Origin of the sequence: Streptomyces sp. NBC_00388 (assembly GCF_036061255.1) — a bacterium.
Classification (GTDB): Bacteria; Actinomycetota; Actinomycetes; order Streptomycetales; family Streptomycetaceae; genus Streptomyces.
Genome location: NZ_CP107948.1, coordinates 1,928,078 through 1,943,056 on the forward strand (window position 1 = coordinate 1,928,078; position 14,979 = coordinate 1,943,056).

13 protein-coding genes are annotated in these 14,979 nt (G+C 69.3%); all 13 read right to left on the reverse strand.

Going from position 1 to position 14,979, the window contains the following annotated elements; genetic code table 11:
- Nucleotides 1–31: 31 nt before the first annotated feature.
- Nucleotides 32–316: a YggT family protein gene (locus OG917_RS08825; RefSeq protein WP_328316996.1), complete on the reverse strand. Its 285-nt coding sequence runs from the start codon at nt 314–316 to the stop codon at nt 32–34.
- A 71-nt stretch (nt 317–387) separates the two neighbouring features.
- Entirely contained in the window at nt 388–1,002 is a 615-nt protein-coding gene (locus OG917_RS08830) for a cell division protein SepF (RefSeq protein WP_164264969.1), read from the reverse strand.
- A gap of 140 nt (nt 1,003–1,142) precedes the next feature.
- A complete protein-coding gene (locus OG917_RS08835; RefSeq protein ID WP_328316997.1) occupies nt 1,143–1,862 on the reverse strand; it encodes a YggS family pyridoxal phosphate-dependent enzyme in 720 nt (239 codons plus the stop codon).
- A 6-nt stretch (nt 1,863–1,868) separates the two neighbouring features.
- Nucleotides 1,869–2,597 carry a peptidoglycan editing factor PgeF gene (gene pgeF, locus OG917_RS08840; RefSeq protein ID WP_328316998.1) on the reverse strand — a complete coding sequence of 243 codons (729 nt, stop codon included), beginning with the start codon at nt 2,595–2,597 and terminating at the stop codon, nt 1,869–1,871.
- Nucleotides 2,598–2,614: 17 nt separating this feature from the next.
- Nucleotides 2,615–3,823 (reverse strand): cell division protein FtsZ, encoded by a 1,209-nt coding sequence (gene ftsZ / locus OG917_RS08845; protein WP_328316999.1) that lies wholly within the window; start codon nt 3,821–3,823, stop codon nt 2,615–2,617.
- A 274-nt stretch (nt 3,824–4,097) separates the two neighbouring features.
- Nucleotides 4,098–4,904, reverse strand: a complete 807-nt coding sequence (locus OG917_RS08850; protein WP_328317000.1) for a cell division protein FtsQ/DivIB — start codon at nt 4,902–4,904, stop codon at nt 4,098–4,100.
- A gap of 17 nt (nt 4,905–4,921) precedes the next feature.
- Nucleotides 4,922–6,016, reverse strand: coding sequence for an undecaprenyldiphospho-muramoylpentapeptide beta-N-acetylglucosaminyltransferase (gene murG, locus OG917_RS08855; RefSeq protein ID WP_328317001.1), 1,095 nt, complete (start codon nt 6,014–6,016; stop codon nt 4,922–4,924).
- A gap of 6 nt (nt 6,017–6,022) precedes the next feature.
- Nucleotides 6,023–7,351: a putative lipid II flippase FtsW gene (gene ftsW, locus OG917_RS08860; protein WP_328317002.1), complete on the reverse strand. Its 1,329-nt coding sequence runs from the start codon at nt 7,349–7,351 to the stop codon at nt 6,023–6,025.
- 76 nt (nt 7,352–7,427) lie between these two features.
- Nucleotides 7,428–8,801 carry a UDP-N-acetylmuramoyl-L-alanine--D-glutamate ligase gene (murD, locus tag OG917_RS08865; RefSeq protein ID WP_328317003.1) on the reverse strand — a complete coding sequence of 458 codons (1,374 nt, stop codon included), beginning with the start codon at nt 8,799–8,801 and terminating at the stop codon, nt 7,428–7,430.
- A 32-nt stretch (nt 8,802–8,833) separates the two neighbouring features.
- Nucleotides 8,834–9,904, reverse strand: a complete 1,071-nt coding sequence (gene mraY, locus OG917_RS08870; RefSeq protein WP_266857918.1) for a phospho-N-acetylmuramoyl-pentapeptide-transferase — start codon at nt 9,902–9,904, stop codon at nt 8,834–8,836.
- The gene (locus OG917_RS08875) at nt 9,901–11,322 is read right to left on the reverse strand and encodes a UDP-N-acetylmuramoyl-tripeptide--D-alanyl-D-alanine ligase (protein WP_328317004.1); all 1,422 of its coding nucleotides are present in this window, start codon (nt 11,320–11,322) and stop codon (nt 9,901–9,903) included. The genes mraY and OG917_RS08875 overlap by 4 nt, the downstream gene beginning before the upstream one ends.
- A 4-nt stretch (nt 11,323–11,326) precedes the next feature.
- Nucleotides 11,327–13,000: a UDP-N-acetylmuramoyl-L-alanyl-D-glutamate--2,6-diaminopimelate ligase gene (locus tag OG917_RS08880; protein ID WP_328317005.1), complete on the reverse strand. Its 1,674-nt coding sequence runs from the start codon at nt 12,998–13,000 to the stop codon at nt 11,327–11,329.
- On the reverse strand, nt 12,997–14,976 hold the full coding sequence (locus OG917_RS08885; RefSeq protein WP_328317006.1) for a peptidoglycan D,D-transpeptidase FtsI family protein: 1,980 nt from the start codon (nt 14,974–14,976) through the stop codon (nt 12,997–12,999). The genes OG917_RS08880 and OG917_RS08885 overlap by 4 nt, the downstream gene beginning before the upstream one ends.
- Between the last annotated feature and the right edge of the window lie 3 nt (nt 14,977–14,979).

The window sequence follows — 14,979 nt, forward strand, 5'->3', positions numbered from 1 at the left end:
TAGTCGTCGGCAGTCGGCAGGACCGAATCGTTCACACCCGGCTCACAATGCTGATCAGGATGTAGACGATGATCATCAGAACGAAGAAGGACAGGTCGAGTGCCACGCCCCCGAGACGCAGCGGCGGAATGAACCGCCGCAGAAGCTTGAGCGGTGGATCGGTGACAGTGTCAGTGGCCTCCAGAACGACCACCATCGCCTTGCCAGGTTGCCATGAACGGGCGAACTGGAAGACGTAGTCCATGACAAGCCGGAAGATCAACACGATGAGGAAACACATCAGCGCGATGTAGACCACATCCAATGCGATGCCCATCTAACGCTTCCCTCTCCCCTGACGCTCTCGTCTTCCGGCCTCCCGGCCGGGGTTGTACCCGGTGTCTCGTCTCAGCTCTGGTTGAAGAAACCGCCCTCTGCGATACGGGCCTTGTCCTCCGCCGTGACATCGACGTTAGCAGGCGACAACAGGAACACCTTCTGCGTCACCCGCTCAATGCTGCCATGCAGACCGAAGACAAGTCCTGCGGCAAAGTCGACAAGTCGCTTCGCATCCGTGTCATCCATCTCGGTCAGATTCATGATCACCGGAGTGCCCTCACGGAAGTGTTCCCCGATGGTACGGGCCTCGTTGTAGGTCCGGGGGTGCAGCGTGGTGATGCGGTAGGGCTCCCGCTCGGACACAACCTTGGGCATGATCACCGGGGCGTTCTTCTCCATACTCGGACGTTCAGGTGTGATGGACGCCACGGGGGCGATTCGGGCGGGTCGTCCGCTTTCCGCCGGTAGCGCAACAGGCTCGCGCTGGGCGGGCGGTTGCACCATTCGCACCGGTTCGTCCTGCTGGGACTGGTGCGACTGATGCGGAGGTTGGTGTCGCCGTCGGTCCCTCTCGGGCTCGGGCTCGGGTTCGAACTCGTCATCGGGGTCGAACCCCGGGCCGTCGTACCCATCGTCCTCCACGAGGCCGAGGTAGACCGCCATCTTGCGCATCGCGCCGGCCATGCTCTGAGTCCTCCGCTCTGTGGTGGATCGCCCTTGTGCCAATTTCGCAGCGTCACCAAGTGCCCGCGATCCACTGGGTCTGCCCGCCGATCGGCGGGAATGACCATATTTTCTGCTGTGGTCCGACTTGCTTCGCGACGTTACCCGAGCGGGCGACGGACGCCGAGTACCGCAGTGCCGACGCGGACATGTGTCGCACCCGCCTTCACCGCCTCTTCGAGGTCCGCACTCATCCCTGCTGACACCATGTTGGCAGCAGGATGAGTCACGCGCAGGCCGGATGAGATTTCCATCAGCCGCTCGAACGCCGCCTGTTGCCGGCCCGCATAGGGTCCGGCCAGCGGCGCGACGGTCATCAGCCCTTCGAGCCGCAGCCCCGGCGAGGCCGCCACGAGGTCGGCCAACTCGGCGACACCGCCGGGCCCTACGCCACCGCGCTCCCCCCGCTCCCCGGCCTCCGCGTCGAGTGCGACCTGGACCAGGCAGCCCAGTTCCCGCCCGGCCCGCACGGCCGCGGTTGAGAGAGATGTAACAAGCCTGGCGCGGTCCACCGACTGCACCACATCGGCATAACTCGCTACAGAACGGACCTTGTTCGTCTGCAATTGACCGACAAAGTGCCAGGAGAGCGGCAGATCCGCGCAGTCGGCGGCCTTGGGAGCCGCGTCCTGGTCGCGGTTCTCCGCGACCTGCCGTACGCCGAGTTCCGAGAGAAGCCGCACATCACTCGCGGGATAGGTCTTGGTGACCACGATCAGGGTCACCTCGTCCCGCTCACGGCCGGCGGACGCGCAGGCGGAAGCGATCCGTTCCTCCACGCGGGCCAGGTTCGCGGCCAGTTCGTTCTTACGTTCCGTCATGCCCCATCACTCCAGCCAGACATATCCGGCGAGCCGCCCGGTCGTGCGGTCGCGACGGTAGGAGAAGTGGTCGGCCGATTCGAGGGTGCAGACCGGCGAGTGCTGCCGGTCCGCGACTCCGAGCGCCGACAGCTGGGCGAGCACTCCGGCGGTGACATCCACCGCGGGCGTGGACCAGCTGGTCTCCGACCAGGCTTCGGGTACGGCGCGCGCCACCTCGGCCCGCATATCGGCGGGGACTTCGTAGCAGCGGCCGCAGACAGCCGGGCCGGTCCTGGCCGTGATCCGGGCGGGAACCGCGCCGAGCGAGACCATCGCCGCCACCGCGGCGGGGACGACCCCGGCGAGCAGCCCGGGGCGGCCCGCGTGAGCGGCGGCCACGATCCCGGCGACCGGGTCGGCGAGCAGAACGGGGACGCAGTCGGCGGTGAGCACCGCGAGCGGCACCCCCCGGCGGGCGGTCACGACGGCGTCGACGGCGGGGATCTCCGCGCCGTCGCCGGGCGACTTCGCCCAGGGGCCGTCGACCACCGCGACCTCACGGCCGTGCACCTGGTTCATCCAGACGACCTGTGCCGGGTCGAAGCCCAGTGAACGTGCGGCGATCCCCCGGTTCGTCACGACCGCGGCGGGATCGTCGCCGACCGCTCCGCCGAGATTCAGCTCCTCGTACGGAACGGCGCTCACCCCGCCCCACCTGTCGGTGAAAGCGAAGTGCGCGCCGTTCGTAGACATCGCAGTGCCGGGCTTTATCACTTCAAGAAGTCCGGTACGTCCAGCTCTTCGGCCTGGCTGTCCTGGTACGGACGGGCCGGCGGAACCTGCGGCGAGGCGACCGGCGTTGCCGGAGCCTCGTTCACACGCTCCGTGTCGACCGGAACCGGGGTCTCCTCGCGCTGGGTGACCGCACCGAGACCGCCGAGCGAACGGGGTGCCTCGGTGGCACGTACCGGGACAGGCTCCTCGCGCTTGGCGGAGCCGGAGCTGATTGCGCTCTCCCTGCGGGTCGGCGGCTGGCCGCCGTCGAAGCCCGCCGCGATGACCGTCACCCGCACCTCGTCCCCGAGCGCGTCGTCGATGACGGCGCCGAAGATGATGTTGGCCTCGGGGTGGGCAGCCTCACTCACCAGCTGTGCGGCCTCGTTGATCTCGAAGAGACCGAGGTCCGAACCGCCGGAGATCGAGAGCAGTACCCCGCGTGCGCCGTCGATGGACGCTTCGAGCAGCGGCGAGGAGATCGCCATCTCGGCAGCGGCCACCGCGCGGTCGTCGCCGCGGGCCGAGCCGATCCCCATGAGCGCCGATCCTGCCTCGGACATCACGGACTTGACGTCGGCGAAGTCGAGGTTGATCAGGCCCGGTGTGGTGATCAGATCGGTGATCCCCTGAACACCGGACAGCAGGACCTGGTCCGCGGACTTGAACGCGTCCAGAACGCTGACCTGGCGGTCCGAGATGGACAGCAGGCGGTCGTTGGGGATGACGATGAGGGTGTCGACTTCTTCGCGGAGTTCGGCGATGCCGTCCTCCGCCTGGTTGGCACGGCGACGGCCCTCGAAGGTGAAGGGCCGGGTGACCACGCCGATGGTGAGTGCGCCCAGCGAACGGGCGATGTTGGCGACGACGGGTGCGCCGCCGGTGCCGGTGCCGCCGCCTTCTCCTGCGGTGACGAAGACCATGTCGGCCCCCTTGAGGACCTCTTCGATCTCCTCACGGTGGTCCTCTGCCGCCTTGCGCCCGACTGCCGGGTTGGCCCCGGCGCCAAGGCCGCGGGTCAGTTCACGGCCGACGTCGAGCTTGACGTCGGCGTCGCTCATCAACAGAGCCTGTGCGTCGGTGTTGATCGCGATGAACTCGACGCCCTTGAGGCCGACCTCGATCATTCGGTTGATGGCATTGACACCACCGCCGCCGACACCGATGACCTTGATGACTGCGAGGTAGTTCTGCGGTGCTGCCACGTCGAAGGCCTCTCGCCTCGAGTTACGTGTCGCCGCTGCGCGCTTGCCGCGTCGCGACGACGGATGCCGATGGGACGGTCCGAACGCCGACCCGAACCCTAACTGTGAAGTTCAGGGTTACCAGTGTGTCTGCTCCTTGGACTCTCCGAACAGGACACTAAGTCGACAAGTGGCGCACGTTCAATGAACACGCCGAACCTCCCGTTTTTCTTTTCACCCTATGTGATCAGCCGTTGCGCTGACCAACCAGGGTGCTGGCCAGCATTGATGTCCGTCAACTCCCCGACACCGCAGGGGCCGTGGGGGCGCTCACGTCGAAGTGCGCCGCCTCGGGGGCGGCTTTCGTCAGCGCGATGAGCGCCCGGGCCTTCGCCGCGCCGAACTCACTGCTCCCCCAGGCGACCGTGCGGTGGCCGGTCAGCTCCAGCGAGATGGAGTCGTATGAACTGACCCGGACGAAAAGGGTGTCCCGGGCAACAGCGGACGGAAGATCCCGGGCCACCCGGACCGCCTCGACCCGGAGCCTGTCCGTGCCGAATCGCCGGAGACTGGGTGACTGACCGGCCGTCAATTCGAGTACCGGCACTCTCGGGGGAGCGCTTTCCACTGTGGCGAAACGCACGCCCTTGGCGTCCACTTCTGTGAACTTACCGCCCGATTTCATGAGCAGTACGGGCTTTCGCTCGGTCACTTTCAGACTGATGCCGTGCGGCCATGAACGGGTGACAACCACCGAGTCGATTCGGGGCAATTTCTTCCGGAGCCGGTTCTCCATCGCATGCGTATCGACGGAAATCAGCGGATCGCCGATCGGGACGGCCGCAGCCGACTCCACCTGGTCCTTGGTCAGAACCTGCATCCCAGTGGTGTGAATATGGTCCACCCGCAGCCAGGAAGAGCCATAGAGCGCCCAGATACCGCCGCCTGTCAGTAGCAGCAGGATCACCAGCACGAGGATCACCAGCCGCCTGCCACGCGGTCTGAGCCGGCCGGGGAGCCTGCCCTTCCCCCCGGGGCGGGCGCGGCCGGACTCCGCCGCTGGATTGCGCTCACCGCGCTGTGCGGTCGTCGGTCCGGCCACGCTCGCTCCTTAGGGCGTCACGCCTGGTGGCGCGCCGCGATCGCCTCGTACACCATGCCGACGAGCAGGTCGTCGGCGTCCCGGCGGCCGAACTCGGCGGCGGCGCGGGACATCTCGAACAGCCGGTGCGGATCCGCGAGAACCGGCAGCACATTGCCCTGCACCCACTCCGGGGTGAGCTGGGCGTCGTCCACCAGCAGGCCGCCGCCCGCATTGACCACCGGCTGGGCATTCAGCCGCTGTTCGCCGTTGCCGATCGGCAACGGCACATAGGCGGCGGGCAGCCCGACGGCGGACAGTTCGGCCACGGTCATCGCGCCGGCGCGGCAGAGCATCATGTCCGCCGCGGCGTACGCGAGGTCCATCCGGTCCACGTACGGTACCGGGAGGTAGGGCGGCATTCCGGGCATGTTGTCGACACGCGGCAGTTCGTTCTTCGGGCCGACCACGTGCAGGATCTGGATCCCGGAGCGCTGGAGCACCGGGGCGACCTGCTGGACGACCTCGTTGAGCCGGCGGGCGCCCTGTGAGCCGCCGGAGACGAGCAGCGTGGGCAGGTTGGGGTCGAGGCCGAAGGCGGCACGCGCCTCGGGGCGGACCCTGGCCCGGTCGAGGACGGCGATGGTGCGGCGCAGCGGGATCCCGATGTAGCGGGCGCCGCGGAGCTTGCTGTCCGGGGTGGAGACGGCCACGGCCGCCGCGTACCGGGAGCCGATCTTGTTGGCGAGTCCCGGCCTCGCGTTCGCCTCGTGCACGACGATCGGGACCCCGAGCCGCTTGGCCGCGAGGTAGCCGGGGAGCGCCACATAACCGCCGAAGCCGACGACGCAGTCGGCCTTGGTCCGCTCCAGGATCTGCTCGGCGGCCTTGATGGTCCCGCGCAGCCGTCCGGGGACGGTGATCAGCTCAGGGGTGGGCCTGCGGGGCAGCGGAACCGCGGGGATGAGCCCCAACTCGTAGCCGCGTTCGGGCACGAGACGGGTTTCGAGTCCGCGCTCCGTGCCGAGGGCCGTGATGCCCACGGCCGGGTCCTGCCTGCGCAGGGCATCCGCCAGGGCGAGCGCCGGCTCGATGTGGCCGGCGGTCCCCCCGCCGGCGAGTACGACATGCACCGAAATTCACCGCTCTCCGGACGGACGCTTCTTGACGCGCCGTCTCATCGACTTCCATCTCACCCCGGGCCTCCGCAAGGCCAGAGCCGTTCTCGCTGCGGGGTCCGACCGCGCAAAGGCGATCAGCAGCCCGACGGCGAACATGGTCGGCAGCAAGGCGGAACCCCCGTAGGAGAACAGCGGGAGCGGCACACCGGCGATCGGCAGCAGGCCGAGCACCGCACCGATGTTGATCACGGACTGGACCGTGATCCAGGTGGTCACACCTCCCGCTGCGTACCTGACGAAGGGGTCCTCCGTGCGTCCGGCCACGCGGATACCCGCATAGCCTAGAGCCGCGAAGAGGCCGAGTACCGACAGAGTCCCCGCGAGACCCAGTTCCTCGCCGGTGACGGCGAAGATGAAGTCGGTGTGGGGCTCGGGGAGTTGACCCCATTTCTCCACACTCGCACCCAGTCCGGATCCGAACCAGCCACCGGACGCCAGTGCGTAGATTCCGTGCACCGCCTGCCAGCACTGGTCCTGCGGCCCGGGATCGGTCGCTCCGATACAGGCGAGCCGGCCCATCCGGTTCGGGCTGGTCTCGATCAGCAGGAACGTCATGAACGCGGCGATTCCGAGCACCATCGCGAACATCCGGGTGGGGGCTCCGGCCAGCCACAGCAGCCCGAAGAGGATCGCGGTGAGGATGATGGCTGTCCCCATGTCGCCGCCGAGCATGATCAGCCCGAGCAGCATGAAGGCGACGGGGACCAGCGGTACGAGCATGTGCTTCCACTGCGTCAGCAGCTTCTTCTCCTGCTTGCGGGCCAGCAGGTCGGCACCCCAGAGGATCAGGGCGAGCTTGCCGAACTCGCTCGGCTGGAGCATGAAGGGGCCGCCCAGCGAGATCCAGTTCTGGTTGCCGTTGACCGATCGCCCTATCCCCGGCACCTGGACAAGCACCATCAGGAAGACGGTGCCCGCGAGCAACGGGTACGCGAAGGCCCGGTGCAGCTTCACCGGCATCCGGGCCGCGACGAGCGCGAGACCGCCGCCCAGGACCGCGGCGAGTAGCTGCTTGCGGAAGAAGAACGAGCCGGGCTCGGAGATCTCCAGCGCCTTGATCATCGAGGCGGAGTAGACCATCACCAGGCCGAGCACCGTGATCAGGAGGGCGGAGCCCACCAGCAGGTAGTAGGCCGTCAGAGGGCGGTCCAGGGCGGTCCGCGCCTGCTCGTAGGTGCGGCGCAGCTGGTTGCCGGCCCCGCCGCGCTGTGCGGAGCCGCGCCGGACCGCGGCCGGGCGGCGCGCCGTCCCGGTGCCGCCACGCCCGCCTCTGTCCTTGACCGGCATGCCTGTCCCCTCCACTCGTGCCCGGCTTCCGCCGGGTCCCCGCGCGGGGCCGTACGGCCGGCCAGGAGAGACGCTCCTAGCCGTTCTCGGCGGCCAACTCGCGTACCGCGTCGGCGAATGCCTCACCGCGCTTGTTGTAGTTGGCGAACATGTCCATGGAGGCACAGGCCGGAGCCAGCAGAACCGTGTCCCCGGGCCGGGCGAGGCGTGCCGCCTCCCGGACCGCCGCCGACATGGCCCCAGTGTCGGTCCGGTCGAGGTCGACCACCGGTACTTCCGGGGCGTGTCGCGCCAGGGCTTCGGCGATGAGCGCCCGCTCGGCGCCGATCAGCACCACACCCCGCAGCCGCTTCGCCGCCCCGCTGACCAGATCGTCGAAGGCGGCGCCCTTGGCGAGTCCGCCCGCGATCCAGACGATCGGATCATATGCGGCCAGAGAGGCCTCGGTGGCATGGGTGTTGGTGGCCTTGGAGTCGTCGATGTACGCGACGCCCGCCACGTCGGTCACCTTCTCGATGCGGTGCGGGTCCGGCCGGAAGGCACGGAGCCCGTCGCGTACGGCGGCGGGTGCCACGCCGTAGGCGCGGGCCAGCGCTGCCGCCGCGAGGGCGTTGGCGATGTTGTGCGGGGCCGGCGGGTCGACATCGGCGACCTCGGCCAGCTCCTGGGCCTGCTTCTGCCGGCCGGCCACGAAGGCGCGGTCGACCAGGATCCCGTCGACCACACCGAGTTGGGAGGGCCCCGGCGTGCCGAGGGTGAAGCCGATGGCCCGGCAGCCCTCCTCGACGTCGGCGGCCCGTACGAGCTCCTCGGTGGCCGGGTCCGCGGCGTTGTAGACGCAGGCGACGGTGTTGCCCTCGTAGACCCGGCCCTTGTCGGCCGCGTACGACTCCATGGAACCGTGCCAGTCGAGGTGGTCGGGGGCCAGGTTCAGCACGGCCGCCGAGTGGACGCGCAGGCTGGGTGCCCAGTGCAGCTGGTAGCTGGAGAGCTCCACGGCCAGCACGTCGTACTCCTCGTCCCCGAGGACGGCGTCGAGGAGGGATACGCCGATGTTGCCGACGGCCTCGGTGCGCAGCCCGGCGGCACGGAGGATCGAGGCGAGCATCCGTACGGTCGTGGTCTTGCCGTTGGTCCCGGTGACCGCGAGCCAGGGCGCGGCGCCCGGACGCCGCAGCCGCCAGGCGAGTTCGACGTCGCCCCAGACCGGTACGCCCGCTTCGGCCGCCGCCAGGAAGAGCGGCTTGTCCGGGCGCCAGCCGGGAGCGGTGACGACCAGTTCGGTGCCGTCCGGCAGGGTCGCCCCGTCGCCGAGGCGCACCGTGATGCCCAGCGCGGTGAGTTCGGCGGCCTGGGCGCGGGCACGCTCGTCGGCGCCCTCGTTGACGACGGTGACCTCGGCGCCGAGGCCGTGCAGGGCGCGCGCCGCCGGAAGCCCGGAGACGCCCATGCCCGCAACGGTGACGCGCTTGCCCTGCCAGATCACTTCGCGGCCGCCCAGCCCGCGTAGAAGAGTCCGAGGCCGACGATGACGCACATGCCCTGGATGATCCAGAAGCGGACCACGACAAGGACTTCGGACCACCCCTTGAGTTCGAAGTGGTGCTGGAGTGGCGCCATCTTGAAGACCCGCTTGCCGGTCATCTTGAACGAGCCGACCTGGATCACGACGGACATGGTGATCAGGACGAAGAGACCGCCGAGGATGGCCATCAGGAACTCGGTGCGGGAGCAGATGGCGAGCCCCGCGAGCGCGCCGCCCAGCGCCAGTGAACCGGTGTCGCCCATGAAGATCTTGGCGGGTGAGGTGTTCCACCACAGGAAGCCGAAGCAGGCGCCCATCAGCGCCGAGGCGACGACGGCCAGATCGAGTGGGTCTCTGACCTCGAAACACGCGCTGGGGTTGGTCAGGGTCGCCGCGTTGGCGCAGGACTCCTGGAACTGCCAGACCCCGATGAAGGTGTACGCGCCGAAGACCATCACGGAGGCGCCGGTGGCGAGACCGTCGAGGCCGTCGGTGAGGTTCACCCCGTTCGACATGGCCAGGATCATGAACAGCGCCCAGACGACGAAGAGCACCGGCCCGATCGACCAGCCGAAGTCCGAGACGAAGGACAGCTTGGTGGAGGCCGGCGTGTAGCCGCGGGAGTCCTTGAACATCAGCGCCAGGACGGCGAAGGCGATGCCGACGATCAGCTGACCGGCCATCTTCGCCTTGGCCCGCAGTCCGAGCGAGCGCTGCTTGACGATCTTGATGTAGTCGTCGAGGAACCCGACCAGGCCCATCCCCGCCATCAGGAAGAGCACCAGCACACCCGAGAACGTCATCGGGTCGCCGGTGATCAGCTTGGTGGCGAGGTACGCGATGATCGTGGCCAGGATGAAGGCGATTCCACCCATGGTCGGGGTACCGCGCTTGCCGTGGTGGCCGCGCGGTCCGTCGTCCCGGATGAACTGCCCGTACCCCTTGCGGGCCAGGAGTTTGATCAGCAGCGGAGTGCCGACCAGGGTGAGGAAGAGTCCGATGACTCCCGAGAAGAGAATCTGCTTCATCGGGCGGTGACCTCGCCCTCGGTACCACCATCGAGCAGGGCGAACGCCACCTGCTCCAACCCCACCGACCTGGACGCCTTCACCAGCACGACGTCTCCCTCACGCAGTTGACTGCGCAACAGGTCGACGGCCGCCTGCGCGTCGGACACGTGCACCGACTCCTCACCCCACGAACCCTCGTTATAGGCGCCCAGTTGCAGCCAGGACGCTTCCATGCCCCCGACTGCCACGAGCTTGCTCACGTTGAGCCGGACGGCCAGCCGTCCGACCGCGTCGTGCTCGGCGAGCGACTCGTCACCGAGCTCGGCCATCTGGCCGAGCACCGCCCACGTGCGCCCCCCCTTTGCCTGTGAGGCCTTGCCCATGGCCGCCAGCGCACGCAGCGCGGCTCGCATGGATTCGGGGTTCGCGTTGTAGGCGTCGTTGACAATCGTCACGCCGTCCGGACGCTCGGTGACCTCCATGCGCCAGCGGGAGAGCGAGCCAGCCTCGGAGAGCGCCGTTGCGATCTCGTCTGCGGACATGCCCAACTCATGTGCGACGGCGGCCGCGGCGAGCGCGTTCGACACGTGGTGCTCACCGTACAGGCGCAAGGTCACGTCGCTGCACCCGGTGGGTGTGTGCAGCGTAAAGGCGGCCTGTCCGGTCTCCGTCAACCGGGCCTTCTCGGCACGTACGTCCGCTTCCTCCGCCTCTCCGAAGAGCAGCACACGCGCCTTGGTGCGGGAGGACATGGCCCGTACGAGAGGGTCGTCGGCGTTGAGCACGGCGACGCCGTGCTCCGGAAGCGACTCGACCATCTCGCCCTTGGCCTGAGCGATCTGCTCGCGACCGCCGAACTCCCCGATGTGCGCGGTCCCGACGTTGAGGACGAGACCGGTCTTCGGAGGCACAAGACCGGTGAGGTAGCGGATGTCGCCGATGTAGCGCGCACCCATTTCGAGGACCAGGTAGCGCGTGCTCTCGTCGGCCCGCAGCGCGGTGAGCGGCAGACCGATCTCGTTGTTCAGGTTGCCGGCCGGGTAGACCGTCGGCCCCTTGCGCTCCAGGAGCTGGGCGATCAGGTCCTTGGTCGACGTCTTGCCGGCGGAGCCGGTGAGGGCGACGACTTCGGTCCCCAGACGCTCCACGACGGTACGCGCGAGCGTCCCGAGCGCGGCGGTCACGTCGGGCACCACGATGGCGGGCACGCCGACGGGCCGGGTGGCCAGCACGGCCACCGCACCCGCTTCGACGGAGCTCCGCGCGTAGTCGTGGCCGTCGACGCGTTCGCCGGCGAACGCGACGAAGAGACTGCCGGGCCGCACCGCACGGGAGTCGGTGACGACAGGGCCGGTGACCTGGACGGACGGATCCGGTATGTCGTGCGGCTGCCCGCCGATGATGTCGGCGATCTCGGCGAGGGAAAGGGCGATCACTTGGTCATCCCTGACTGTTGTTCTCGATTGCTGCGCGCTCGATTGCTGCGCGGAGGACCTGGCGGTCGTCGAAGGGGCGTACCACTCCGGCGATGTCCTGACCCTGCTCATGACCCTTCCCCGCCACCAGCACGGTGTCACCGGGCCGGGCACGGGCGACCGCCGCGGCGATGGCTGCCGCACGGTCGGAGTCGATCAGGACGTCGCCGCGCTCGTGCACCGGCACCTCGGCGGCGCCGGCGATCATCGCGGCGAGGATCGCGAGGGGGTCCTCGCCGCGCGGGTTGTCGGAGGTCAGTACGGCGGTGTCGGAGAGCCGGGCCGCCGCGGCGCCCATCGGGCCGCGCTTGGTCCGGTCGCGGTCGCCGCCGCAGCCGAGCACGATGTGCAGACGGCCCTCGGTGACCTTGCGCAGGGCGCGCAGCACCGACTCGACGGCGTCCGTCTTGTGCGCGTAGTCGACGACGGCGAGATACGGCTGTCCGGCGTCCACCCGCTCCAGCCTGCCCGGCACCCCGGGGACTGCTGCGATGCCGTCGGCGGCGGTCTGCGGGTCGGTGCCCGCGACCGCGAGGGTGACGATGGCCGCGAGGGTGTTGGCCACGTTGAAGGGGCCGGCCAGCGGGGAGGTGGCGGCGATGCGCTGCCCCTGCGGCCCGACCGCGGTGAAGGTGCTGGTGAACAGGGCGACTTCGACGTCCTCGGCCCGCCAGTCGGCGTCCGGGTGCCCCTCGGCGGAGAAGGTGGTGATGGGGACGGTCGCCTCGTCGACGAGGCGGCGGCCGTACTCGTCGTCGTAGTTGACGACTCCGACCTTGCTGCGCAGCGGGGTGAACAGCTGCGCCTTGGCCTGGAAGTAGTCCTCCATCCCGGAGTGGAACTCCATGTGCTCCGGGCTGAGGTTATTGAAGACCGCGACGTCGAAGACGCAGCCGTCGACCCGGCCGAGCACCAGCGCGTGGCTGGAGACCTCCATGGCGACCGTGTCGACCCCGCGTTCGCGCATGACCGCGAACAGCGCTTGGAGGTCGGTGGCTTCGGGAGTGGTGCGCTCCGACTTGATGCGTTCGTCGCCGATCCGCATCTCGACCGTGCCGATGAGGCCGCTGAGGTGCCCGGCCGCCCGGATGCCGCCCTCGACGAGATAGGCGGTGGTGGTCTTGCCGGAGGTGCCGGTGATGCCGATCTGGAGGAGGTCGCGGCCGGGGTGGCCGTAGATCTCCGTTGCCAGTTCGCCCATCACGGCGCGCGGGTCGGGGACCGTCAGGACGGGAAGCCCGGTGGCCGCGGCCCGTTCGGTGCCCGCGGGGTCCGTCAGCACCGCGGCGGCGCCCAGTCCTGCTGCCTGCTCGACGAAGTCGGCGCCGTGCAGCCGCGCGCCGGGGAGAGCGGCGTACAGGTCTCCGGGGCGCACCGCCCGGGAGTCGTGCGTGATGCCGGTGACGTCAGCCGCGCCCGGTGACGCGATGCCCAGTCGTCCTGCCAGATCCCCCAGGGGGGTCGGTCGGACCTCGGCGGGACGGGGGGCTCCCGGATAGGTCACAGAAGGGTCTTTCTGGGCGATTTGGTACTGATCAGCGTGTGGCACGGCGGTGAGCGTACCGGGCGCACCGGGCTCCCCGCGAAGTGAGGGTCCGGGGGTGTTCCGGTTCCCCGGCTCCGGGGTGATGGTCGTCACTGGGGCTTCCTGACTGGCTCGTGGGGGTCGAAAGTGACGGGCAGCGGGTCGGCCTTCTCGCCGGTCGGCGGGGTCTGGAGGGTCTTGAGGGCGAACTCCATGACTTTCTTGTACACGTGGCCGCAGGTCGAGCCGCCGAAGTGGCTGCCGCTCGTCGGGTTCTGAATGGCGCAGTAGACGGTGACCCGCGGCTTGTCGGCGGGGGCGAATCCCGCGAAGGACGCGGTGTATCCGCTGTAGCGGCCCGTGTTCGGGTCCACCCGGTTGGCGGTCCCCGTCTTGCCCGCGACCCGGTAGCCGGGGATGCGGGCGGAGACGCCGGTGCCCTCCACGTCGCTGACGACCGACTCCAGCATCCGGGAGACCGTCTTCGCGGTCCGGTCGCTCACGACCCTGGTCCTCTCCGGGGCGGGCGAGGGGGTGAAGCGGCCGTCGGGGCCCTTGGTACCGCTGATCAGCGACGGCTCCACCCGGACGCCGCCGTTGGCGATCGTGGAGTACACCGAGGCCGCCTGCAGCGCGTTGAGCGAGAGTCCCTGGCCGAACGGGATCGTGTACTGCTGGGAGGTCGACCAGTCCTGCGGCTTGGCCAGGATGCCCGAGGTCTCGCCCGGGAAGCCGACCCCCGTGGGGCTGCCGATCCCGAACTTGCGCAGGTAGGAGTAGAGGACCTTGTTGGCCTGCGGCTGGGTCTTGCCGAGCTGGCCCGCGGCCTCGATGGTGCCGATGTTGCTGGATTTGGCCAGTACGCCGTTGAGCGTCAGCGACCAGGTGTCGTGGTCGACGTCGTCCTTGAAGAGGCGGTCCCCCCGGTGCAGCCGGTTGGGGACGGTCACATGGGTCGCCGGAGTCGCCACCCCCTGCTGGATGATGGCCGCCATGGACATGATCTTGCTGACCGAGCCCGGCTCGTAGGCGTCCTGGAGGGCGGCGTTGCCGAGGGCGGACGGGTCGGCGTGGGTCAGGTCGTTGGGGTCGAAGCCGGGCGCGTCGGCCATGGCGAGGACCTGACCGGTCCTGGTGTCCTGCACCACCACGTAGCCGCGGTCCGCCTTGGACTCCTTGACCTGGGCGGCGATCGCGCTCTGCGCGGCCCACTGGATGTCGCGGTCCAGGGTCAGTTCGACGTCGGAGCCCGGGACCGCCGGCTTCTCGCTGGCGCCGGCAGTGGGTACCGTACGGCCGCCGGACTGGGCGTAGGTGATCTTGCCGTCCCGGCCCGCGAGCTCCTTGTTCAGTGAGGACTCAAGGCCTCCCGCGCCCTGGCCGGCCGAGTTGACCCAGCCGAGCACCCCGGCGGCGAGATCGCCGTTCGGGTACACGCGTGTGGTGCTCGGCTCCTGGAAGACCCCGGCGAGCGCGTTGGCGCCCTTGCCGCCCTTGGCCTTGTCCGCCGCGGCCTTCTGCGCGAAGACGTTCTTCAGGTCCTTGATCTGGTTCCAGACCTGGGGGGTCTGCCGGTTCGCCAGCAGCACGTACCGGGTGTCGGGTGTCCGGAGTTTCCTGGCGATCGCCTCGGCGTCCTCCTTGAGGATCGGGGCGAGCAGTGCCCCGGCCTGCTCGGGGGCGTCGGTCGCATGGCTCTGGGCGCGGCTGAACATCGTGGGGTCGGCCGTGATGTCGTACGCGTCGACGCTGGCCGCCAGGGCCACACCGCTGCGGTCGGTGATCTCCCCGCGCTCGGCCGTCAGGGTGTGGCTCAGATACCGGTTCTTGTCCGCCTTCGCCGTATAGGCGCTGGCGTCGACGGCCTGGACCTGGAGCAGCCGTACGACGAAGATCGCCATCACCAGCGTCAGGCCGAGGCTGACGAGCCGCAGCCGGGGGCGCGGGCTGCCGAGCCTCAGCTTCCGGGGGCCGCCCGGCCGCCCGGAGCGCGGACCGCGCTGCGCCGGGCGGGCGAAACGCGGGGCGGCGGGCCGCGCCGGGCGCGCGGGGGCCGGTACACGGCGGCGCGGGGGTTCCTTGGACGGCACTGC